The sequence below is a fragment of the Pseudomonas corni genome (assembly GCF_057128765.1).
Genome location: NZ_JBSKHW010000002.1, coordinates 598896 through 621724, shown reverse-complemented (window position 1 = coordinate 621724; position 22829 = coordinate 598896). Strand labels below are relative to the sequence as shown.

Below are 22829 nucleotides of genomic sequence, written 5' to 3'. Positions count from 1 at the left end.
AACCGAGGTGAATCATGCGAGATGAGATAGCGACGACCAAGCGTTGGGTCATTCACATTGAAAGCCGTTTGATTTGCGCCCCTGATGGTTTGAATCAAGAAGCTGTCCAGCGCCTGGCGGCTCAAATTGCGACGCTGCATCAGCGGGGCATTGAGGTGGTTGTGGTGTCGGCTGGTGCAACCGGCGCCTGCGCCAGTCAAGCCCATGCAGGGCTATTGCCGCTTCACGAAGCGCAGGCACTGGCGGCCATCGGTCAGATCAAGCTGACCAACGCCTGGGCCAAGGGCCTGGAAACCCATGGCCTGCAATCGGCGCAGATCCTCCTGACCCAGGACGACTTGTCCCACCGCAAGCATTACCTTAACGCCCGCAGCACCATGCAGGTATTGCTCAAGAACGGCGCGATCCCCGTGGTCAGTGAAAACGGCACCGTCGCCAGCCATGGCATACGGGCAGGCGACACCGACAGTCTTGGTGCGCTGGTGGTCAATCTGGTGCAGGCCGACCTGTATATCCTGCTGACAGAGCTTGAGGGATTCCTCGCGCTCAACCCGGATCAGCCAGACACGCTCATCAGCGAAGCGGCGGCCGGTGATGCCCAGCTGGATCGTTGCGCCCACGACATGACCGAGCACTTTGGCTTCGATGTCCGTTCATGGCTACGCTCGGCGCGACTGGCCGCGCGTTCCGGTGCGCACACGATCATTGCCGACGGACGCACAGCTGGCATTCTCGAGGCGGTGGCCAGCGGTGCGTCGGTTGGCACGTTGCTGCTGTCCGACACCCACCCTGTCGCATCGCGGGACAGATGGCTGTCCAACCAGTTGCCCATGCGTGGGGTGCTGGAAATTATTGCGGGTTCGTATGGCGAAGTGGCAGATGGCAGCGGCGTGACGGCGCTGATGATCCTGCGGGTGGAAGGCGTCTTTCAACGGGGTGACATGGTGGTGTGCCGCGGGCCGGACGGCGCTGAGCTGGCGCGGGGTTTGGTCAATTACAGCTCGCAGGAAATTCAGCGCTTGCGCGGCCAGTTTGTGGAAGCATTTTCACGGCAGATTGGCTACGTTGCCGAACCTGCGATCATCAGCCATGAAAATCTGGTGATGTTTCTCTCCCCGGAATAACAGCGCAGCGTGCTTACGCCACCTTAGTTCCCTTGTCCATGTCCTGCACATGGCCGTGCGCGGATTTCCCAGCCTGCTGCACGGCCCATTTCATGAACGCATCAATAGCCCATTCTTCGCGGCGCTCTTTGGCGCAGTACACGAAATAGTCAAACTTGAGTTCCGACGTCGCATTCAGCACCTGTACTAAACGTTTGGATTTCAGCGCTTCGCAGGCAAAGACATTGTTTACCAAGGCAATGCCTTGCCCTGCGCACGCTGCACTGATCAACAGTGATTCATCGCCGTAGCTGGACCCCTGAATAATCTTGCGATTGCCCATGCCAAACGCGTTCATCCAGACCTTCCAGTAATTGCGCTCGGTATCGTGCAGCAAGGGGAAGGTCAGGCAGTCCTGCGGGGTCTCGATACTGCGTTGCTTTGCCAGTAATTTAGGGCTGCACACCGGGATCAGGTATGAAGACCAGAGTCGAGTGGCGTGATTGTCTGGGCTGCTGGCCATCTCGCGCTGAATCGCGATATCCACATGGCCGTGTTTAAGGTCTGACAGGCCATTGCAGATCTGAATCGAGATTTCGATATTCGGGCAGCGCTCTTTGAAATCGCCCAGCGCGGGTATCAGCCAGGAGCTGGCTATGGTCGATGTGGTGCTGATGACCAGTCGGGTTTGCCTCGGCGGTTTGAGCGCAGCGCTGGACCAGGCTTTCTCGATCACATCGAAGGTGTCAGACAATTCGTCGAACAACGTACGACCGCTGGCCGTCAGCTGAATGCCTTTGGCGTCGCGCTCGAACAGACGTCGGCCAATCTGATCTTCCAGCCCTTTGATCTGTTGACTGACGGCAGCGGGAGATACGCACAAGTGGTCAGCGGCGCGTTTCATACTGCCGACCTTGCACACTTCAACGAACGTGCGAAGGGCAATCAACGGTATCGCTCTGCTCATCTTGAATACTCCGCCCAGATGTAAGAGCCAATGATCCGAATGGCGATTGAGCCGATGTTTAGTGCCATGTTCATCTGTCCCAACGCTGTTTTGCCTAAAGCCTGAAGAGCGAATGCCTGGGATAACCGGGCACAGCGATGCCCCGCCTGGTCACCGCGACCAGGCGACTGCAACGAAGTCATTTGTGGATAAGTTGTTGCGTCAGCTTGTGGCCGCGTTACGCCTGGCCGGTAGTTGCTTGGGTTTGCTTTTGCTGAGCACGAACCACACAGCAAGACAAATCAGCCCACCGCCATACAGGTGCGCAATCGACAGATGTTCATCGAGGAACATCACGCCCCAGAGCACGCCGAAGGGCGGGATGAGAAAGGTCACGGTTAGCGAGCGTACCGGGCCAATGTCGGCGATCAGGCGGAAATACAGAATGTACGCACAAGCCGTGCAGACGAAACCTACCGCCGCCAGCGCAAGCCAGACAGTGGAGTCGCCCCAACTGGGCGGCGGATTAACCGCAGCGGAGATACTAAAGAACGGCATCAAAAATAGTGTTGCGCCGATCTGGCTACCGAAGGCCACCAGTTTTGCGTCCAGGCCGCCCTTGTCGGCGATCCACTGCTTGGTCAGAAATCCTGCGGCGCCATAGCAACTGGTGGCAACCAGACACGCCAACGCGCCCATCACCACGGTGGTAGAAAGCGTGACCGGCCCAGTGGTGGTTAGCAGGGTTATCCCCATCAAACCGATCAATACGCCAGCGACTTTCTTCGGCGTCAGTGAATCGCTGAAAAACATCGAGCCAATCAACACACCCATTAACGGCGTAGTTGCGTTGAAGATGGCCGAATAACCGGCGGGTAATAACAGCGCTGCCACGCTATACATCAAAAAGGGAATGCCAGAGTTAATCACACCCAACACCATCGTGGGCTTGAGCTTGCCTTTGAAATCAACTTTGGTTTTGAGTACGAAGAGAATAACGGCCAGACCAATTGCACCGAGCAGTACGCGAAAGAATGCTGTGGGCAATGCCCCCAGCACGGGAGCTGCAATGCGCATGAACAGAAAGCTGGCGCCCCAGATAGCTGCCAGAACAAGTAGTCGCACATAATCTGAGAATTTCATGGGCTACCTTTGCCGCCGACTGTTAACTAAAAAGTGACTCGAAAGATGCGGCATTGACGCTTGTCGAGTCAGGGTGTGATGATTTGAGCAGTGTCTGAAGCGGTGCTCAAGCGAGCTTTTCTTAAGCACATTAGTTTTTCTTAACTGAGGTCAGACATGAAATTCCCGCCCCTGCACGCCTTGCTCTGTTTCGAAGCAACAGGGCGTCACGCGAGCATGAAGAGCGCGGCGGGTGAGCTGTTTGTCACGCCTGCGGCAATCAGTCAGCAAATTGCCAAGTTGGAAAAAGCTGTCGGCGTGCAGTTGTTCATTCGCAATACCAAGCGCCTGGAACTGACCGCTGAAGGCAAGATTTACCTCAGGGCGATCCGCCCGGCCTTGGGCCAGATCGCTGACGCTACTCAGCGACTCATGAGCGATAACGGCCCCAACACCATCACCATCAGTTGTACCAGCGGCTTTGCCATGCAGTGGTTAATGCCGCGCCTGCCGGATTTTCAGACGATTTGCCCGGACGTCGAAGTGCTCATCAGCACCACCAATCGCCTTGTCGATCTACTCGGCGACGGTGTTGATTTCGCGGTTCGTCATGGCCTGGGCCGCTACCCGGGGCTTGAAGTGGAGATGTTGATCAACGACCGGTTGCAGCCAGTGTGCAGCCCCAGCCTGTTGCCCGATTCGAAATTTCTGTCATCCCCCATCGACCTGAAAAGCTACACCCTGTTGCACGATGAACACCGGGAAGACTGGGGCCTTTGGCTGCGCGCAGTGGGGATCGAAGACGCTGAGGCCGCGGTCCACAGGGGTTCGGTGTTCGTGGATTCCAACGGTGTGATCGAAGCCGCACTGGCGGGCATGGGCATCGCATTGGTGCGCCGATCCCTGATCAGCGATGAGTTGGCCTCCGGCCGATTGGTGGTGCCGTTTCGAGTCACCATCGAAACGCCCATCGCGTATTACCTGGTCTACGACGAAACCGCAGTGCTGCCCAAATCGAGCCGTCAGTTTCGTGACTGGCTGGTATCCCAGGCTATTTCCAGCCAGCGGGAATTCACCAGACGCTAGGTCAATAACGCGAGTTTAAACTGCGTGTTTATTTGTAGGTCGGTTAAGTCTCACTTTAACGTCCGCTGGTGAAACAACCGGTCATGTAACCACCGTTAACTTCATGATCCATAAAACAATTAAGCCATTGGTGGTTAAGTCAAACTTAACCGGCAATTGCGTATTCGTTGTTTGCTCCGCCCTGCAAAATTCTTCAGTTTATCCAGTCATTGACGGGCGTAATTCATCACCTGCCACGTCGAAAAAATGTAGAGCAGGGACGCTCAAGACTGAAGGAGAACATCATGGCGGACTTCCAAATTTTTCGTCCGATGGCGTGGGACAAACTGGTCCATGAATATGATCTGGACGGCGCAAGGCTGTTGCCATGGGCCAACTATCCAACACCGATTGGCGGGGGTTGGTGCGTCGTACGGCCTCACACCAAATCCCTGTCACACACCCAGATCGACCAAGAGTTTTTTATCGGTATCAAAGGCACTGCCAAGTTAGTGGTGGGCGATGAGACGTTCCCTTTTGCCATGGGAGATATCGCGGCCATTCCCAAGCACACTGATCATTACGTACTCAACGACACCGACGAAGACTTTCACTTTTACGTTGTCTGGTGGGACCGCGATTCCGCTAATCGCTTTCTCGATGAAGATGCTCAGCAAGACTCTGCTTCGCAGCATGTATCACTGCAGCATGCCGTCATTCATGACGTTTCCGAACAGAGGGTGTCCTGATGGCCAAGTTACTGGTCACTATTACGCCGCCAACGCCCAATGGTGATTTGCACATCGGACACATGGCCGGGCCCTTTCTGGCAGCAGATATCTACACCCGGGCGCAACGTCAGCGCGGGCACGATTGCACTCTGGTTTCCTACTCTGATGACTACCAGTCGTACATGTTGCGCCGTGGCATCGAACTGGATCGGGCGCCTCAGGAACTGGCTGTTGAAAACACTGACAAGATCAACGAGACGCTGACCAAGATGGGCATCCAGGTTGATTTCTGGATGCGCCCGTATCGCAACCACTACTTCAAGAAAGCCGTCGAAGAAGTGTACGAATTCGTGGTCAAGGCCGGGGCCGTCTACAAAAAAGTCAGCCAGGAACCGTACTGCGAAGGCTGTGACAAATGGGGTTACGAAGCTTTTGGCCGGGGCAATTGCGATCATTGCGGGTCGGACTCCGACGCCAGTCAGTGCGAAGAATGTGCGCACACGCCCAACGCCTCGAAAATGACCGACTTCCGCTGCAAGTTGTGCTCATCAAAGATGATCTGGCGGCCTGTAGAGCGCGAATTTCTGACGCTGTCGAACTTTCGCAACCACTTACAGAGCACTTTCGAGCACGCGCCTTTGCGGCCTTTCATCCGGCGCTTTCTCAACGAGGAGATGCGTCTGGGCCCTGCGGACTGGGGCGTTACCCGGCCTCACGATGGCGGCCTGGACCTAAAGCCTGACGGCACCCGCCGTATCCATACCTGGGTTATGGGGTTGTCGGGTTATTTGGCGGCCTTTCGCGAATACCTCAACGAGCACAAACAAGCGCCTTGGGAATACGACGAGTATTGCCGCTCCGGCAATGGCCGGCTGGTGCATTTTCTCGGTTACGACTGCGCGTTCAGTCACATGGTGGTCTACCCCTCGTTGCTACACACCATGCACGGCTACCGCATGCGCCAGACCTTCTACACCAATCAATTCCTGACGCTAAACGGCAAGAACCTTTCTACCAGCCGCAACTACGCGATCTGGGCCCGCGATCTGGTGGCCGACGCCTGCACCGACAGCGCCAGGTTCTATCTGGCGCTGATTGCGCCCGAGCAAGACACCGACGATTTCGACGTTGAAAAATTCGCCGCCTGGCGTGAGGAAACCTTCAACGAGGTGCTGGTCAGGCTCGCAGCTCAGGCCGAACGCGAACGCCTGAATGGCGACAGCTTGAAGGTCAATTCCACCGATGCGGCGGCGATCAAGATTCTCGTCGCGCGCTGGTTTGAAGTGACCTCGGTGGACCACTTCTCCATGAAAGGCCTCGCGGTACTTCTGTCCGATGTGATCAACGCCGCTCGCGACCGGCAATCCATGGGCAAACGCATCCTGCCGTACATGGCGCTGATCGGGGCCATCGGCGCGCCAGTGTTTCCGGATCTGGCGCGTGACATTTTGCGTTACTGCCGTTTTACCGAGAAAGAAGTGTTTCAACAGTTGGTTCACGTCAGTGCCGTCGAGTACGAAATCTGACAGGGGAGTGCGCGACGATGAAAACTTCATTCGATGTGATCGTCATCGGTGCCGGCGTCATGGGCGCCTCGATTGCGGCGGCGCTGGTAGAGAACGGACTGGATGTCGCGCTACTGGAAAAGGGCATCGGCGCCGGACAAGGCGCGACTCGCTACACCGGCGGCATCGTTCGTGGCCTTGAGCTCGATCCGGCATTACGGCCGTTGACGGCCAAGGGCGCGCACGCAGATGGCACCGGGATTGTGCATGCCACCTTCCAGCAATCGATGAAGCGTACCGGCGTTGCTTACATTGCCAACACCGAAGTCTGCGGTGCTTACCTCGATGCCATGGGTAGCGAGAGCGCTTTGAATGTGGAAATGCATGCCTCGGTTGATTCGCTGGATAACGGGCGTTTCGCCCCATATTGCGCGGGTGAGTGCCTACTGATCGAGCGAAATGGCGGCATCGTCGACGCCCGAATCAGCGTTCTCAACCTGTGCCGTTATGTGGGCGAAAAGGGGCTGCTGCTGGACAACCTGGCCGTTGACCACTGCGAAGAAGGCGATGGTCACGTCAAAGTCTATGCTGGCGCTTTGTGTCTGGAAGCGACGTGGGTAGTAGACGCCTGTGGCGCCAGTGGGTCGCTGGCAAGACCTGCCCACGCCGTTCATGCGCGGACGATTCCGTTTACTCGATTCGGCTGCGATCAAGCGCCGAGCATGCCGATCATCGCGCACACCCTGAACACTTACGTTTTGCCATTGGGTCGTCATCTGGCCCAAGCGGGAGGGCAGCGTCGTAATCGGGCCGAACATGCCAGCGAATTGAACCTGGCGCTTATGGACAATGAACAGGACGTGATGGCGCGCATGGCTCGCCTGGGTTACGGAGCCCACAGCCTGCCCGTGGTGACCAAGATTGCCAGCGATGCCTACACCGATGACGGCTGTCCGCTGATTGGCCGCTCATATCCCGACAGTCACATTTATCTCGCCACCGGCTTTTGTGGCATCGGCTTCAAAATGGCGCCCAGCGTGGCGGAGTTGCTGGCGACCGAGCTTGGCGGGCAAATGGCCGGGTTGCAGGTTGATGCCACCCACCGGTCGATGATGGAAGCCTATCGACCCACGCGCTTTGAATCGGCGGTGCTGTCGTGATGCGCCTGGGGATTTGTGCTGCGTTGGAGGTGGGCACCACCTTGCACGCCAGAAGCTTTTTGCGCGGCGTTTACTTGTCATCGCATCTGTTCGAGAACGTGCGCCGATCCCGTCATTTTTACTTCGACGACAAAGCCAGCGCTGAGGGCGGCAGGGCGGCAGCACAGTTGTTCATTCAGGAGAAAGTGGACGCGGTCATCGGCCACTTTGCGTCGGAGTCTGCCGCCGCGGTTGTGGAAACTTATGCACAGGCCGGAATTCCGCTGATTCTGCCCGCGTCGACCTGTGCCGCGCTCACCGAAGACGGGAGTACGACGTTTCGCGTGTGTGCGTCTGATCGAGTGCTTGCGCAGCGACTGCTTGAGTTTGCTCACAACCAAGGGCTACAGCGACTGGCGCTTTTTGCAGACATGAGCTTGCACGGTCAGCAGCAACTGCATGAGCTCAAAAAGGCCAATAACTTATCCACAACCCTCGTTGACGATCCCGAGAAAGCCGATGCACTGGTGTTTTGCGGACGTTTGAAATCCAGCCACCGGTTTTTGCGCGAGCGCCGCGCGTCAGGGTGCCAGCTGCCACTTTTCTTTACCGATGACGCCGCGTCTCCCGCTTTGGTCAGTGGTGTTGATCGGATCGGCACGGTGTACGTGGTCAGTTTTCCAATCGCCAGCGATCTGCCTGAAGCCCACTTTGCCGACCGCGCCTATCAGCGGCTCTATGGCGAGCAAGCTCCTGTCTATGCCATCGAAACGATGGCTGCTTTTGCGTTGGTGGACCGCGCCGCACAACAACCTAAGGGCCTGCTAAACGCCCTCAGATTCCAACACTTTTCCACACCTGCCGGCCCCATCAGCTTTACCAATGGGGAAAACGATCGCGCCCGGGTTTCGCTGTGGGTATACGCCGACGATCTCGCCCATGAGCGGCGATTGCTCTGTGGATAACTCCCACTCGCCAGGCTCAGCCTTTCAATCTTTCAGGAAGCATCACTATGAATCAGTTTGAAACCGACGGTTTTCACAACGACCTGGACGTCGCATCAGTCGGCTTTGGCCCGGCAGGTATCGCGTTGGCCTGCGCACTGGAAGACGAAGCCGAAGACAGCGGTAAAAAGCCGTATCAGCATGTGCGTTTCTTCGAAAAAGGCTGCGACTCGACTTGGCACGGCGCCTTCCTGCTAGCCGGAACTGACATCAATCACCACGTCTTTCGCGACCTGGTAACGCCGCGCAATCCTCGCAGCCGATTCTCCTTCGCCATGTACTTGAAGGAAAAGGGCCGGCTGTACAAATTCGGGCTCTTGGGGCGCCCTGCCAGCCGTGTTGAATGGTCCGACTACATTTCCTGGGTGGCCGCACAGCTCAAGGAGTACGTGTCTTACGACGAAGGCGTCACCGAAATACTGCCTGTGACCGAAAACGGCATCCTGCGCGCGGTGGATCTCGTTACCGCGCAGGGGACTTATCGCACGCGCAGGCTGATTCTTTCTCACGGCAGCCTTCCGCGCATCCCTGAGGTGTTCGACCCGCACTTGGGCGGGCGTGTGTTTCACACCTCGCAATACCTCAAGAACGTCCACTTGGGTGGTGGCCCGATTGCCCAACGCTGGCTGGTGCTGGGTTCTGGTCAAAGCGCCGGTGAGGCCGTCGCGCATTTGCTCGGTGCGGCGCCGACAACTCAGGTGCATTCGGTGCATCGCGGCGTTGGGTTTCGTATCGGCCAGCTGGGCCAATTTCCCAACATGGCGTTCCTGCCGGAGCATGTGGATTACTTCTATGAACTGGAACCTGCGCGCCGGACCAAGGTGTTCGACGAGATTCGTTCGACCAATTACGCAGGCATCGATGCCGACGAGAGTCAGGCGTTGTACTCATTCATGTACGAAGGGGAGGTCAGCGGACACCAGCGCCTGAACCTGCATACATGGTCCAGCGTCGTTTCTGTGGAAAAAGTTGGTGGCGCTTATTCGGTACTGCTGCGCGATAGCAATACCGGTCTTGAGACCACGCTTTATGTGGATGGAATCGTTCTAGGCACTGGCTACGAACAGCTCCCGGTCCCGCCGCTGTTGACCCTGCTTCAACCCTGGTTGCTGCGCGATGACGACGGCGCGCTGGAGGTGGATCGTCGTTACCGTGTCGGTCTGCAGAACAGCGAAGGCGTGCACATTTTCGCCAACGGCACCTCCGAAAAAACCCACGGCATCAGCGACGCCCAGTCGTTTTCAATGCTGGCGCTAAGGGCCCAACAATTGACCGACGCTCTCCTGGCATCGCAGCCGCGCACGGCGGCCAACGTATTGACCCACCCCGCTCGGGTTTCAAGGCTTCATCAGCCCACCCGTGTGGAGGCCTGACCATGAACTTCATTTCACACATCGTCGGTGATTCAAACTTCGTGCGGCTCAAGGGTCTGGGCTTCGAAAACCTGCACTTGAAGCTTGAGTCCTGCAATCCAGCCGGTTCGATCAAAATGAAAACCGCGATTGGCCTGATCAACTCCTACGCGGAACGCCGACTTATCCACAAGGACACGGTGCTGATCGAGTCGTCCTCCGGCAACCTTGGCGTGGCGCTGGCGATGATTTGTGCCGAGCGCGGCTACAAGTTCTGCTGCGTGGTCGACCCCAATACGAATCTGCACAACATCAAGATGATGGAAGCCTTCGGCGCGCAGATCGTGATCGTCACCGAACGCGATGACAACGACGGTTATCTGGGCACGCGCATTCGCCACATCCGCGACACCGTCGCCCGTGATCCGCGCTATCTGTGGCTCAACCAGTACAGCAATCCGGCCAACGCGCGCACCCATGAAATGACCACCGCGCGCTCGATTCACATCGCCTTTCCCGCGTTGGATTATCTGGTGATCGGCGCTGGCACCACCGGCACGTTAATGGGCTGCGTGCAGTATTTCCGCAAGCACTCGCCGCGCACCAAGATCATCGCGGTCGACAGTCTAGGTTCCGTTACCTTCGGCCAGGCGCCGGGTAAGCGCTTCATTCCGGGACTTGGTTCTAGCCAGATGCCACCAATCTTCCGCCCAGGGCACCTGTTCAAACAGCAAGTAGTGGACGAGCGCGCGACGATCGCCATGTGTCGCTGGCTGGCGAAATCCAATGGCGTGTTGTCAGGAGGCTCAACAGGGACCGTCGTTGCTGGCCTCGCCGCTCCGTCGTTGGGCATCCCCCGTGATGCGGTGGTAGTTGCCATCTCGCCGGACGCGGGCGAGCGCTACCTGGACACGATCTACAACGATGAGTGGATCATGCAGAAATTCGGGCTGGCCGAACTGTCCGCGCTCAATTCCCAGCCCATCGGCAAATACCTCAAGTCCTACGTGCACACCTTCGAGGGGGAAGAACTGAATGTCTGACTTTCATGTCATTCCTGGCGCTGTGATCAACGACATCCTGGAAACCTATCTGAGCAGCATGGTCGACCGCGTGGAGCAGGTCTACTTACAGCATCATGCTGGGCAAACCATCAACCCGGACAGCTATTTTCTGCGTTTTCCCCAGCAACCTGCCGACCGCATCATTGCGCTGCCGGCGGCGCTGGACGGAAAGGATGCGGTGGCGGGGATCAAGTGGATTTCCAGTTTTCCCGGCAATGTCGCGCAGCACAAACCCCGAGCATCGGCGGTGGTGATTCTCAACGATCGCGACACGGGTTATCCCTACGCTTGCCTGGAAGGCGCGCAAATTAGCGCTGTTAGAACTGCGGCGTCTGCGGTGTCGGGGGCTTACTGGCTCAATCGTCAGTCGCGCAAAGCGGCGAGCGTAGGATTTATCGGCGCCGGGGTTATCGCCCGGAACATCGCGCGCATGCTGGCAGTAGAGGGCTGGGGCATCGAGCAGGCAGTGGTGCACGATTTCGACGCTGCATCTGCGAACGCGTTGACTCAGTACGTCGAGCAAACGGACTTATGCACAGCCCGTGTGGGAACGCTGGATGAAGCGCTAGCGGCGGATCTGGTGATTTTTGCGACAACGGCTGGCGAGCCATACGTTAAATCACCGAAGAAATTTCGTGCCGGGCAAGTGGTGTTGAACATCTCCCTGCGCGATATCGCCCCGGAACTGCTGCTGCTGGCCGACAACGTTTGCGATGACGTCGAGCACTGCATGAAGGCCAATACGTCGCCGCACCTGACCGAGCAGCTCTCTGGAAACCGGGCGTTCATGAACGGAACACTGGCGGCGCTGATCCGGGGCGAATTCAAACTCGATGACAGCAGACCGGCGATCTTCTCGCCGTTTGGTCTTGGTGTGCTGGACCTTGCGTTGAGCAAATTCATCGTCGACACCGCCCTCGGTCAATCGCGCGCTGTGGCTATTGATGGCTTCTTCGGGGAGACGTTGCGATGGAGCTAACTGGGTACGCGTCAACCCCAGACACTGCAATCAGCATCGCAATCGTCGGCTGTGGCTCTCGCGGGCTGACGGTGCTTGAGCGACTTTGCGCATTGGCCAGCCGTGGCGATACGCCTGTGGATATCCATGTTTATGAGCCACAGACGCCTGGGCCGGGAGTGCATTCGGTTGAGCAGCCGGAGTATCTGATGCTCAACACCGTAGCGTCGCAGATTTCAATGTTTCCGGACCGCGCGGCGCTGGATGGGCAGGAGGGGCGAGAGGGGCCGGATTTCTTTCAGTGGTGTCTGCGTTACAAATCTTCAGGCCGAACTGTGCGGGCTAACGAATTCCTGCCTCGGCAATGGCTGGGGGAATACCTGGCCTGGACTTTTGACACGGTAACGCAGGGATTGCCTGCTCACGTGCGGGTGCATCATCACCGTCAGGCTGTGGATAACATTACTCGAATGGATCTTGGCGGTTTTGTCCTGAATGGTTCTCACCAAGAATCTATCTCAGTGGATGCTCTGGTGCTGACCGTAGGCCATGCGAGTTCTCGCACTTTTGTGGATAACCGTGCACGAGCCACGAAGGTGCTGCTCCCTTATCCACAGCCCAAGGCGTTTGATGAGATTGCTGCCGGGGACCTAGTGGGGGTTGAAGGGCTGGGACTCTGCGCGATGGATGTGGTGTCCGGTCTGACGGTTGGCCGAGGGGGTCGCTTTGTCGTTGAGGGGGCGGGTTTGCGCTATGAGCCTTCTGGCAGTGAGCCCAAGCTGTTCATGTATTCTCGAAGCGGTCTGCCTTATCGAACCCGTCCAGACATACGCGAACACCGCCTGGGCTCTCCTGCGTTGATTTTTACCCTGGAAGCGGTCAGCAGGCTGCGTGCTGAAAACCCAAGCGGTCTGGATTTCCAAGCGCAGGTTTTGCCGTTGATCAAAGCCGAAATGTTCGCTGAGTACTTCGGCATGGTGGCTCAACTTCAAGGTGAGTCGGCGCAGGCCATCAAGGAGGAAGTCACTCAGGCGTTCCGGTTCGGCGCCGCTGAGTCCAAAGCAGTTGAATTAGCGCAGCGCTTTGACGTAATGCCGTTGGAATGCAGTGTTTTCGATCCCTTGGGGATAAAAGTCCCCGTCGAAGATTATCAAGACTGGGTGTGCGCGTTTATCCGGCAGGATTTGCATGAAAGCGTGCTTGATTTGGACCATAGCCCCATCAAGGCGGCTCTTGAGGTTTGGCGTAGCTGCCGAGAACAATTGCGTCGGATTGTGGATAACAGTGGCCTGGCGGCTGAATCTCACCGCGTGTTTTTCAGCCAATATGCCCCTTTGGTCAATCGTATGGTGGCGGGGCCGCAAAAAGAGCGGCATCAGGAGTTGTTGGCATTGGCTAAGGCGGGGGTGTTGCAGTGGATTCATGGCTCGAGGGTTGAGCGCGGTGAGGATCACGCTGTTCGAATCTTGCCTGTGGATAACGCAAGTCCCCGTTTTCTGGATGCGGTCGTGCTGGCACATGTCAGTGATAACCGAAGTGTTGGCACTCAGCCGATATTGATCAAATGGCTTCGCTCGGCTGGTGTTATCCACAGTCTCACCGACGAAGGGGATGGCCTGCGAGTGGACAGTAATGGCAGGGCACAGCCCAATCTGTGGATAACGGGTCCTATCGTCGAAGGCGCGACGTATTACAACCATTACGTTCCCTCAACCGGCAGCTATTCGCGTGCTTTCGTCGACGCCGATCGCATTGCCCGCGAAGTGCTTGGGATAAGCAATGAAAGTATGCCGGACATCGAACCCGAGTTGCCCAAAGCCGAACGGGCATTCGCCTGACACCAAAAAAAACCCGCACTGACAAAATCAGGCGGGCAGGGGAAAAGGGGTAATGGCGAGGAAGTATTGCCTTTGCTTCTGGCCGGAGGCCGTAGGAGTCCAGCTTGCTGACGATCTGCCGCGAAGCGGTAGTAAAGCGGTGCACCTGGCGTAATCGAGGCGGCTGATTCAGGGCCGCTGCGCACCCCATCGCCGGCAAGCCAGGCTCCTACGGCCTGCGGCCAGAGGCAGAAACGCCGAGTGTTACATCTGTTGATCAAACTCAATACGGCCCAATCGCCGCGCTGATTTCGGCGCCGGTCATCCGGGTGCCAACCAGCGCTGCATTTTGCTTACGTAGTTCGGGCATCAGGTAGTTTTTCACGATGTACAGCGACCCCGCCGAGCTGAGATGACCTGAGTCGATCTGCAGCAGCGAATGGTCATCCTGCAAGCGCACCAGGCACGAATTGGCAACACACAGTCCGTCGATCAGCGAGACGAAATCCACCACCTGTGGATTGATCATGTTTCGTGTCGCACGGTCGGTGGCGATCAACCCAGCGTCCATCGCAGCGTCGGTGATGTGGGAATTTTCATCGCCCCAATGACGGTTGGCGATCACGCTGGGGAGTGAAGGACTCCATTGCGGCAACGGCCCCATCAATACAACGCGCTTGACGCCCAGCTCCTTGAGTCGCGCGGCGAGTTCATTCCATTGAGTTTTGTCGTGCTCGTCCTTCTGTGCGATCACCACCACTTCGGGTTGCAGCGCGGCAATGGATTTCAGCGCAGTGGCGTTGGAATAGTTGCAGGTCATCCTCGGTGGCGTATTGCGGCCTGGGTCTTGGGTCAGACTAGGCCGGCAACCGGCTGACGCGACCTGATAGAACGGAGTCCCTTTTGCCAGTAGCGTCCTCAGGCCCAAAGACAGCGCCTGAGCATGTGAGTCACCCCAGAGAAACACGCCGCCCTCGCCCTGTCTGCGCGTGCAGGAATCGTCGATCCCCGACTGGCCGCGTTCAGTGAACGCCGAAAACGCATCGCACTTGAGCCAGTAGTTTTCGTAGAGATCCTTCTGCCGGTTCGCGTAATCCTGAACGAAGCGCGCCTTGTCTGAGATGCTCACCGCCCGCAACGAAGACACCGCACCGTCCGTGGCGTTAACCGCAGTGCCGCCAACGAAAACCAATGCAATCAGTGCGCTGACCGAAGCAAATTTCCAAGGCCTGACCGGCGCCTTTTTGGCTGGTGTCTTCTCGATCAGCGAATACGACAACTGCGCCAGAGCGAACGCCGCGACGATCCCCAGCAGTGCATTACGTGGATTACCGAGATAACCGGCATAGCTCATAAACACTACGACCGGCCAGTGCCACAGGTACAGCGAATACGAAAGCTTGCCCGTCCATTGCGAGAACCGATTGTTGGTCGCAATAGAGTCCTGCCGGCCTGCCACGATAATTGCAAACGTACCAAGCACCGGCATCAGCGCCAGATAACCCGGCCACACGACGCGCTCCGACAACAGGGCGAAACTGGCTGCCATCAGTGCCAGGCCGGTGGCTTCCAGCAGACGCTGTCCGGTGCGACCAAGTTTGATTGGAAACAGACACGCAACGCCCCCCAGTAGCAACTCCCACGCACGGGCGGGGAGTAGATAGAACGCAGGCTCGGGCCATTTGATCGACGTCACCACACAGAAAGCAAAGCCCGCTACACAGGCCGCCATCACGATCCAGCGCAGATGCCGCAGGGCTAAAACTTTGCTTAACCCCAGCAACACGATGGGGTAGAGCATGTAGAACTGCCACTCCACTGACAGCGACCATGTGTGCAGCAGCCATTTCTCGTGAGCGCTGGCGGTGAAATATCCCGCTTCAGACCAATAGGTGAAGTTGGAATAAAACCCCAGGCTCGCGGCGACGTGTTTGCCCAGCTCGCTGTACTCCAGCGGCAACAGGTAAAACCAGCCCAGCACCAGCAATACGCAGCACATGGCGGCGAGGGCTGGAATGATCCGCCGCGCGCGGGACTTGTAGAAGCCGACCAGGCTCAGGCTGTCTTTTTCCAGGCTCCGAAACAGAATCCCGGTGATCAGATAACCCGAGATCACAAAGAAAATATCGACACCCGAAAAACCGCCCGGCAGCCAGCCAGGGTTGAAGTGAAACAGCACCACGGCGATGACCGCGATGGCCCTTAGTCCATTGATGTCTTTTCTGAAGTCCATGGCGATTCTTCGAATGACGTGATGATGTGGAAATCAGCCGCGTGAGAGCACAGGTTCAGTTAGCTGCACTTAAACGGATGATTTTCGGAAAGTTGGTCAGCGTCACCGCTGTCGAGCATTGCTGCGCCTGGCACGTCCAGGTCTTGTCGCCCGAGAACCAGCCCTTTTGCGGCTGAGCAGTATCGATGAGCGTGATCGCACCGGTTTGCTCGGTAGTCGTCGTCAGCGTTTTTTCACTGGTTTTACCACCGGACCAAGCAACGACGATCTGCTCGCCGCCCTTGTTGAAATGCAGCAGATACAGGTTGTTTTCCCAAACGCTCAAGGCCGGCTCGTAGGTGAAATCTTTGATGAATGGGCTGATTACTTTCAGCACGTTGTAGGCGGGCTTGGGTGACAGATCTTCGTTGAGCAGGCCGAAGTTGTGCTCTTGATCCGTGCGATCAGGCCCGTCGTTGATCAGGTCGTACCACCACATGCCTTTGATGTTGGGAATCGTGCGAGCAAAGAACATGATTCGGGCCATATACGCCGCCTGAGTATCAGGCGTGTTGCCGCAGGCGCCGGTGTGGCTCGGCCAGGCCATCTCGGTGAGGTAGATCGGTACGTCGCGCCCGGCTTTGGCACGGATATGGCGCTCGTACTGACGCATCCAGTTGACCCAGCTTTCGGGGTTGTTTTGCCCACCGCCAGCACAGTGTGCATAAGGGTGCACGGACAGGCCGTCGACCAGATCGAGCATACCGGCATCGATCAGGTGATCGGCAAACCCGAAGTCCATGCCTTCAGGCGTAATAGAGCCGGCCAGGATTTTCGCGGGCGTGCCGTTTTGTCCCACCGTGTGCTTGCGGATCAACGGCACCGCGTCGCGTACCAACGCCGCATAATCGGCCGCCAGCTTGGCGTCCTTTGGGGCTTCCAGATCCCATTCGTTCCAGATTTCGTAGTAATTGACCTTGTTGCCTAACTGGCTGGTGACGTAATCCACGTACTTCAGGTACGCCGCCTTGACCTTGCCTTCGCGGGGTTTGGCGTTGTCGTGGAAGAAGGTGCTGTAGTCCAGAATCGTCAATCGGGTCAGGTTCAGCGCGGTCGCAGTATCCAGATAAGTGCGCCATTGCGGCACGATTCGCAGCTGGTTAGGGGCAGGTTCCGCCGTTGACCAGAACGCATCATCCTTGAGCGCCGTGATACACGCTTGCGCGGCCAGCTCCAGCGGCTTGCGCGGCGAGGCTTCGAAGTTCATCAGGTGCGTACCAATGCCCACAATGAAAGGCTCATTTGCCGACACCTGATTGCACAGCAACGCGCCGAACAAGGGTAAAACGGCAGCAAGCGTACGGCTGGACTTCATCGCCAATGCTCTCACTGAAGTTTGGGTACTAGGGGGAAGAAATGCTGCGCTCCACTGGCTGTGGATTTCACGCGGCGCACAGTGAGGTTTCCCGCCAGGACATGACCCATGGCCATCCCCAGAAACAGGTTTGCCGTGGCGACTTCCAGCATGTCGGTGGTCCAGCCGGTCAGCAGGCAGCAGAAACAGATCGCCAGCAATGCGCGCCCAGCTCGAGTGATGTCATTACCCAAGGCAATGAACATTGGAATCTGCAGCGCGAACAGCAGCAGCCCGAACATGCCGAACATGCCCCACAGGTACATGGCGGTGTTGTCCGAGGCCAACGCCGGAACGCCAGGGATCGGGAACAGCGCGATGGTGCTGCCGTAGGCGCCAAGACCAGCTCCGGTCACCTCCCAGCCTTCGTCCATAAGGCCATGGGCCATGTTGGGCCATGTGTTTATCAACCGGTCATACATGGACGACAGCGCCCCGCTGCTGGCAAGCCCTGCATTGAAATCGACGGTCAAGCCAATCAGCGGCAGTAACATTCCCATCAGCACGGCGATGGTCATGACCACGCGAGCCGACCAGTGAAAGCGCAAGATCATCAACAGGCCCAGTGTGCAGACGAAGCCGGCAGCGGGCGCCTTGCTGGTGGTCATCACAATCGCCACGGCGGTGACGCCACACAGGGCGATCATCAGCAATTTGGAGCGCATGAACATCAGGACGAACAGGGCGCCGATGGCCAGGTTGATCGACAGCACGTTGGAGACTCGGGCAAAACCGGCGATACGGTCCGCCTCGTCCACCGCCCATGCGGTGTTGCCGCTTAGCTCGGTCTCACCCAAGGTGTAGCTGTAGCCTTTCCAGGGCACCGAGATCAACTTGTCCAGCGCGATACCGCCCAAGGACGCCAGCAGGCAAAAAGCGACGCCCCACAGCAGCAAGCGTTTGCGGTGCAACAGTTGCTCGCTGCAGACCATGCCAAACAGGATCGGGCAGATCCCGAACAGGCTGAAACCAATGTTGGAAATCCCGGCGCCGTGCAACATGGCGACAAGAGCGTAAAGCACCAGCGCGATCAAACCCAGCCAGACACCCTTGCTGGTTTTAAGAGTGCGCAGCTCCAGCAGGAACAACAGGCAGCACAGGACTTTCGGCCCGTAGAGGACGGCGGAAATGCCAGCCTTGTCCAGGTAGAAGCGCAGGGCTCCGGAGAACGTCTCGATCACGATCAAGCTGATGGCGGTCCAGACGATCACTGTCGACTTGTTGAACGACATGATCGACGGCTTATCGACGTATGGGATGTAAGTGGCGGAGTTCGACATCATGGTGCAGCCCCTCTGGAGCGCTCGAATTGCTGAAATGACCGAATAGAAGGAATTGCCGGTTCTGCGTGGTTGCAGTTCAATCCCTGAGGCAGATATCGCGGCGCAAAGCTACCGCCAATCGACTCAGCGCGAAGCTGTCGATCAGGATAAAAAGTGCGGTATGTCGAGAATGCCGTAGTGCTTAAGGGCAGCCAGAAAGGCTTCTTCTTAACGGCGTGACAGGGATATATCAGCCTCAGACGCGAGGGCTGTCAATCAATTAGTCAAAATTTCGGACACATGATCGGGGTGTTTAAATCATGCGCTCGTAACTTATTGAATTAATTGGAGGATGAAAATTTGACGCTAGTAAATAGGAGGGGCGGGGAGGGGATTTAGAGATTGGCTATGACTCAGTTTTGTTACAGATCTAATGTAATGATTCGATTGAACCTGTAGGAGCGCGCTTGCCCGCGATGCTTTTTTGCCGCAAAAACTACGTCGTGTGTACCGACGTCTTCGCGGGCAAGCGCGCTCCTACAGATTGCGGTTTATCAGGTATACCGACGCTTTTCCGGAGCAGGCGGGAAGTACTGGTACAGCCAGGTTTCACTCAGTGTGCGGTCGCCGGTCTTGATGAACATGCGCATCTCCACAGGATCTACGCCGTCGCTGGTTGGATACCAATCGAACGTCACCCGGAAGCCTTTAATGTCCGGCAGCGCCAGCACATTGAAATCCTGGACCTTGCCGTTGGAAACCGTGACCACTGGCTCGATGCTCGAACCCTCTGGTAAACGGTCGATGCCGCCGCCCTTGAAATCCACAGCAAATCGGCGTGCCCAGACATCCGGGTAATGCTCGCCCGGCGCCCAACCTTCGATAAATCCGCCCATGCCTGAACGTGTGGCATTGACCTGTGCCAGCGGCGAACTGACCGGGGGCAGAGGGCTCCAGTAAAGTTTGTAGCCAAAGTTCATCGACATGCCGGCTTTGATCGGGTCACGCGGGTTCCAGAACGCGACGATGTTATCCAGCGTCTCGCCGGTTGTGGATAGCTCCAGCAGATCAATCGAGCCTTCGCCCCACGCCGTGGTCGGTTCGCACCACAGGCTTGGACGGCGGTGATACCAATCGACGGTGTCCTGATAGGTCTTGAATTCGTGGTCCGTCTGCACCAGACCAAAACCTTTCGGGTCTTTGTCGGTGAAGGCATTGAATTGCAATTTGGCCGGATTGTTCAGCGGACGGCAGATCCACTCGCCGTTGCCGCGCCACATGGCCAGGCGATCGGAGTCATGGATTTCCGGGTGAATGGTGTCGCACATCCGCCGCTCATGAGTGCCGCAACTAAACATGCTGGTCATCGTCGCGATACCCATTTGTTCGATGTCGGCGCGGGCGTTGATGTGCGCGTCAATATCCATTACCACGCGGTCAGCCTGGCAATCGATATCGAAGCGGTATGCACCGGTCGCGCTTGGCGAATCCAACAGGGCGTAGACCACGAAGCGGGTGGCGTCCTTGGTCGGTTTCTCGAACCAGAACTGGGTGAAATCGGGGAATTCTTCAGGCTTTTTCGCGTAGGTATCGATCGCCAGACCGCGTGCCGACAGGCCGTATTGCTTGTTGCTGTCGATGGCGCGGAAGTAGCTGGCGCCCAAGAACGACAGGATGTCGTTGATAGCGATTTCAGGCGCTTTGAACAGCTTGAAGCCAGCGAAACCCAAGTCGCCTTTCAACTGCGCCTTATCGACGCCACTGGCTTCGTAGTTGAACAGCTCCGGACGGAAATGCACCTCCCGGGCCTGCTTGGTCGCCGGATCAACGCTGTACATGCGCACTGGCGTCTTGAAGCCCGCGCCGACATGGAAGAAATGCACGTCTAGCTGGCCTTTGACGTCGTTCCACAGCGAATGCCCGGCGTCGTACTTGATCGCGTTGAATTGCTGGGGAGTCATGTTCGCCAGCGTCGGCGGGAGGTTTTGCTTGGTGCTGACGTAGGGCTTGCCCGCCAGTTGCTTGGCGTTGTCTTGCAGGGTTTTGAAATCAAAGTGTTCGATTTCGCCATCTGCCGCTGCCGCTAATGCGCGAGCAGCGTAAAGCCCAGAGGCTGGCAACGCGCTATAAGCGGCCAATGCCATAGATGCTTTCAGGAGATTCCTGCGATTCATAAGGTGAAGCCTCTGAAGAAATGCTGTGCCTTCCTGCACGAATAAGTGCGCTTTCCCAATCCTTGCCGAACGCAAATTACCAACAAACAGATAACAATCTCGGCGTCTTGTTCGCAAATTAAGGAAATAAATCGTTTCAGAGGGTAATAGGCACGTGACTGAGGCGGGAATGAGCTCTGTAGGAGCGAACTTGTTCGCGAGACGTACCCTTGGATTCGGCGGGTAAGTGGCCTCGCCAACAAGTTGGCTCCTACAGACGCGGCGCGCTTACGCCTGAGTGGTGTGCCCACCCACTGCCATCGCTGCTTGCCGCAAGGCCTCGGAGCGAGTCGGGTGAGGATGGCTGGTCAGGGCGATATCCTCCGCTGACGCCGCGAACTCCATGCCCACGCAATACTCGCCAATCATCTCGCTAACGCTCGGCCCCACAAGATGCACTCCCAGAATCTCGTCAGTTTTCTCGTCGGCCAGCACTTTGGCGAAACCTTCGGTCTCGTGATTGACCTTCGCCCGGCTGTTGGCGCTGAAGGGGAATTTTCCGACCTTGTACGCCCGGCCCTCTGCTTTCAGCTGCTCCTCGGTCTTACCTACGCTGGCCAACTCTGGTCGGGTGTAGATGACGTTGGGAATCAGGTTGTAATTGAGCTCGCCTTTTTTGCCGACGATCCGCTCCACGCACACCATCGCTTCGTCTTCTGCCTTGTGCGCCAGCATAGGGCCTGAGGTCACGTCGCCGATCACCCAGATGCCGTCGACGGAGGTGCGATGGCCCTTGTTCTCCAACACCCCGCGCTTGTCGACTTCCAGTCCGACGGTTTCCAGCCCCAGCCCTTTGGTGACAGGCCGACGGCCGATAGAGACCAGCACATAATCGACTTCAATCGTCTCAGGTTCTCCACCTGCAGCCGGTTCCACTGTCAAAGTGACCCCTGTGTCGCTGGCCGTCGCGGAGGTGACTTTTGAGCTGAGTTTGAACTCTATGCCCTGCCGCGATAGCGAGCGGTGCAGCGTTTTGCCGGCTTCCAGATCGGTGCCGTGAGCAACGTGATCCAGAAACTCCACCACCGTCACCTTTGCTCCCAGACGCCGCCAGACCGAACCTAATTCAAGCCCGATCACCCCTGCGCCGATCACCACCAGATGCTTGGGCACTTCGCTCAACGACAGCGCACCAGTTGAATCAAGAATGCGCTTGTTGTCGATGGTGACGCCGGGCAGCGGCGTCGGCTCGGAGCCTGTGGCGATGATGATGTCTTTGGCCGTCAGTTCGGTTTCGACGCCCTGGGCATCCTTGACGATCACCTTGCCCGGCCCGGCAATCCGCCCCCAGCCCTTGATCCAGTCGGCTTTGTACTTGCGAAACAGAAACTCGATGCCTTTAGTCAGCGCAGTCACGCTCTCGCCTTTTTGCGCCATCATCTGCGCCAGGTTCAGGGTGGGAGTGACCTCGATTCCGAGCTTCTTGAACTCGTCCCCCACGGCGGCTTCGTACAACTCCGATGCATGCAGCAGCGCTTTGGACGGAATGCAACCGACGTTCAGGCATGTGCCGCCCAAAGTCTCTCGGCCCTCGACACAGGCGACTTTCAAACCCTGCTGCCCGGCGTGGATGGCTGCGTTATAGCCACCTGGGCCGCCACCGATAATTACGACGTCATAGCTACTCATTGAGCTGCTCCTGTAGGAAAAATCGACAATGGAGGGAAGCGTAGACCGCTTCGGGGAAAAGGCTGGAGAGATCATCCGATGATTAGAATTACATCTGTAATCTTTGTGAGCAAGAGTTGAGTCAGGCACCTGTAGGAGCGAACTTGTTCGCGAGGCGTTGTATCAGGCATACCGCGTCAAAAGAGCTCGCCAACAAGTTGGCTCCTACAGACACTGCTCCCACGTATCGATGCAGGCATCGCCTAAACCTGTCGGCTGCCTGTCTGACTCAACAATTCAATGGTTCTGATATC

Annotated in this window: 17 protein-coding genes; 10 read left to right on the top strand and 7 right to left on the bottom strand. The window is 57.3% G+C overall.

Features of this window, described 5'->3' with window-relative positions; genetic code table 11:
• Nucleotides 1-14 precede the first annotated feature (14 nt).
• Entirely contained in the window at nt 15-1124 is a 1110-nt protein-coding gene (gene proB / locus ACWKV9_RS06510) for a glutamate 5-kinase (protein WP_483835252.1), read from the top strand.
• 13 nt (nt 1125-1137) lie between these two features.
• Here proB and ACWKV9_RS06505 read toward each other — a convergent pair whose 3' ends face one another.
• Both ACWKV9_RS06505 and ACWKV9_RS06500 read right to left on the bottom strand, forming a co-directional pair.
• A complete protein-coding gene (locus ACWKV9_RS06505; protein WP_483835251.1) occupies nt 1138-2070 on the bottom strand; it encodes a LysR substrate-binding domain-containing protein in 933 nt (310 codons plus the stop codon).
• Nucleotides 2071-2271: 201 nt separating this feature from the next.
• Nucleotides 2272-3192: a DMT family transporter gene (locus ACWKV9_RS06500; protein WP_483835250.1), complete on the bottom strand. Its 921-nt coding sequence runs from the start codon at nt 3190-3192 to the stop codon at nt 2272-2274.
• 156 nt (nt 3193-3348) lie between these two features.
• On the opposite strand from ACWKV9_RS06500, the gene gcvA reads away from it, so the two are divergent.
• The 9 genes from gcvA (at nt 3349) to ACWKV9_RS06455 (ending at nt 13827) form a co-directional block, all read left to right on the top strand.
• A complete protein-coding gene (gene gcvA / locus ACWKV9_RS06495; protein ID WP_483835249.1) occupies nt 3349-4257 on the top strand; it encodes a transcriptional regulator GcvA in 909 nt (302 codons plus the stop codon).
• Between the two features lie 284 nt (nt 4258-4541).
• Nucleotides 4542-4985: a cupin domain-containing protein gene (locus ACWKV9_RS06490; protein WP_483835248.1), complete on the top strand. Its 444-nt coding sequence runs from the start codon at nt 4542-4544 to the stop codon at nt 4983-4985.
• The gene (locus ACWKV9_RS06485) at nt 4985-6493 is read left to right on the top strand and encodes a methionine--tRNA ligase (RefSeq protein ID WP_483835247.1); all 1509 of its coding nucleotides are present in this window, start codon (nt 4985-4987) and stop codon (nt 6491-6493) included. The genes ACWKV9_RS06490 and ACWKV9_RS06485 overlap by 1 nt, the downstream gene beginning before the upstream one ends.
• Before the next feature lie 17 nt (nt 6494-6510).
• Nucleotides 6511-7632 carry an NAD(P)/FAD-dependent oxidoreductase gene (locus ACWKV9_RS06480; RefSeq protein ID WP_483835246.1) on the top strand — a complete coding sequence of 374 codons (1122 nt, stop codon included), beginning with the start codon at nt 6511-6513 and terminating at the stop codon, nt 7630-7632.
• Nucleotides 7632-8576 carry an ABC transporter substrate-binding protein gene (locus tag ACWKV9_RS06475; protein WP_483835245.1) on the top strand — a complete coding sequence of 315 codons (945 nt, stop codon included), beginning with the start codon at nt 7632-7634 and terminating at the stop codon, nt 8574-8576. Before ACWKV9_RS06480 ends, ACWKV9_RS06475 begins: the two co-directional genes overlap by 1 nt.
• 47 nt (nt 8577-8623) lie before the next feature.
• A complete protein-coding gene (locus ACWKV9_RS06470) occupies nt 8624-9988 on the top strand; it encodes a SidA/IucD/PvdA family monooxygenase (RefSeq protein WP_483835244.1) in 1365 nt (454 codons plus the stop codon).
• A 2-nt stretch (nt 9989-9990) separates the two neighbouring features.
• Entirely contained in the window at nt 9991-11010 is a 1020-nt protein-coding gene (sbnA, locus tag ACWKV9_RS06465) for a 2,3-diaminopropionate biosynthesis protein SbnA (protein ID WP_483835243.1), read from the top strand.
• The gene (gene sbnB / locus ACWKV9_RS06460; protein WP_483835242.1) at nt 11003-12010 is read left to right on the top strand and encodes a 2,3-diaminopropionate biosynthesis protein SbnB; all 1008 of its coding nucleotides are present in this window, start codon (nt 11003-11005) and stop codon (nt 12008-12010) included. The genes sbnA and sbnB overlap by 8 nt, the downstream gene beginning before the upstream one ends.
• On the top strand, nt 12001-13827 hold the full coding sequence (locus ACWKV9_RS06455; protein ID WP_483835241.1) for an FAD/NAD(P)-binding protein: 1827 nt from the start codon (nt 12001-12003) through the stop codon (nt 13825-13827). Before sbnB ends, ACWKV9_RS06455 begins: the two co-directional genes overlap by 10 nt.
• Before the next feature lie 262 nt (nt 13828-14089).
• Here the strand turns inward: ACWKV9_RS06455 and ACWKV9_RS06450 are convergent, their stop codons facing one another.
• From ACWKV9_RS06450 to lpdA, 5 genes are all read right to left on the bottom strand, one after another.
• On the bottom strand, nt 14090-16039 hold the full coding sequence (locus ACWKV9_RS06450) for an acyltransferase family protein (protein ID WP_483835240.1): 1950 nt from the start codon (nt 16037-16039) through the stop codon (nt 14090-14092).
• A gap of 55 nt (nt 16040-16094) precedes the next feature.
• Nucleotides 16095-17408 carry a hypothetical protein gene (locus ACWKV9_RS06445; protein WP_483835239.1) on the bottom strand — a complete coding sequence of 438 codons (1314 nt, stop codon included), beginning with the start codon at nt 17406-17408 and terminating at the stop codon, nt 16095-16097.
• A complete protein-coding gene (locus ACWKV9_RS06440; protein ID WP_483835238.1) occupies nt 17405-18715 on the bottom strand; it encodes a hypothetical protein in 1311 nt (436 codons plus the stop codon). The genes ACWKV9_RS06445 and ACWKV9_RS06440 overlap by 4 nt, the downstream gene beginning before the upstream one ends.
• A 533-nt stretch (nt 18716-19248) precedes the next feature.
• Entirely contained in the window at nt 19249-20868 is a 1620-nt protein-coding gene (locus tag ACWKV9_RS06435; protein WP_483835237.1) for a glucan biosynthesis protein, read from the bottom strand.
• Between the two features lie 267 nt (nt 20869-21135).
• Nucleotides 21136-22536, bottom strand: coding sequence for a dihydrolipoyl dehydrogenase (gene lpdA / locus ACWKV9_RS06430; RefSeq protein WP_483835236.1), 1401 nt, complete (start codon nt 22534-22536; stop codon nt 21136-21138).
• Between the last annotated feature and the right edge of the window lie 293 nt (nt 22537-22829).

What these genes read in the sequence shown, in the direction of transcription:
- ACWKV9_RS06455 (WP_483835241.1), top strand. Translation starts at nt 12,001, where the DNA reads ATGGAGCTAACTGGGTACGCGTCAACCCCAGACACTGCAATCAGCATC.
- ACWKV9_RS06500 (WP_483835250.1), bottom strand. Translation starts at nt 3,192, where the DNA reads ATGAAATTCTCAGATTATGTGCGACTACTTGTTCTGGCAGCTATCTGG.
- ACWKV9_RS06505 (WP_483835251.1), bottom strand. Translation starts at nt 2,070, where the DNA reads ATGAGCAGAGCGATACCGTTGATTGCCCTTCGCACGTTCGTTGAAGTG.
- ACWKV9_RS06435 (WP_483835237.1), bottom strand. Translation starts at nt 20,868, where the DNA reads ATGAATCGCAGGAATCTCCTGAAAGCATCTATGGCATTGGCCGCTTAT.
- gcvA (WP_483835249.1), top strand. Translation starts at nt 3,349, where the DNA reads ATGAAATTCCCGCCCCTGCACGCCTTGCTCTGTTTCGAAGCAACAGGG.
- ACWKV9_RS06470 (WP_483835244.1), top strand. Translation starts at nt 8,624, where the DNA reads ATGAATCAGTTTGAAACCGACGGTTTTCACAACGACCTGGACGTCGCA.
- lpdA (WP_483835236.1), bottom strand. Translation starts at nt 22,536, where the DNA reads ATGAGTAGCTATGACGTCGTAATTATCGGTGGCGGCCCAGGTGGCTAT.
- ACWKV9_RS06440 (WP_483835238.1), bottom strand. Translation starts at nt 18,715, where the DNA reads ATGATGTCGAACTCCGCCACTTACATCCCATACGTCGATAAGCCGTCG.
- ACWKV9_RS06490 (WP_483835248.1), top strand. Translation starts at nt 4,542, where the DNA reads ATGGCGGACTTCCAAATTTTTCGTCCGATGGCGTGGGACAAACTGGTC.
- sbnB (WP_483835242.1), top strand. Translation starts at nt 11,003, where the DNA reads ATGTCTGACTTTCATGTCATTCCTGGCGCTGTGATCAACGACATCCTG.
- ACWKV9_RS06485 (WP_483835247.1), top strand. Translation starts at nt 4,985, where the DNA reads ATGGCCAAGTTACTGGTCACTATTACGCCGCCAACGCCCAATGGTGAT.
- ACWKV9_RS06480 (WP_483835246.1), top strand. Translation starts at nt 6,511, where the DNA reads ATGAAAACTTCATTCGATGTGATCGTCATCGGTGCCGGCGTCATGGGC.
- sbnA (WP_483835243.1), top strand. Translation starts at nt 9,991, where the DNA reads ATGAACTTCATTTCACACATCGTCGGTGATTCAAACTTCGTGCGGCTC.
- proB (WP_483835252.1), top strand. Translation starts at nt 15, where the DNA reads ATGCGAGATGAGATAGCGACGACCAAGCGTTGGGTCATTCACATTGAA.
- ACWKV9_RS06450 (WP_483835240.1), bottom strand. Translation starts at nt 16,039, where the DNA reads ATGGACTTCAGAAAAGACATCAATGGACTAAGGGCCATCGCGGTCATC.
- ACWKV9_RS06475 (WP_483835245.1), top strand. Translation starts at nt 7,632, where the DNA reads ATGCGCCTGGGGATTTGTGCTGCGTTGGAGGTGGGCACCACCTTGCAC.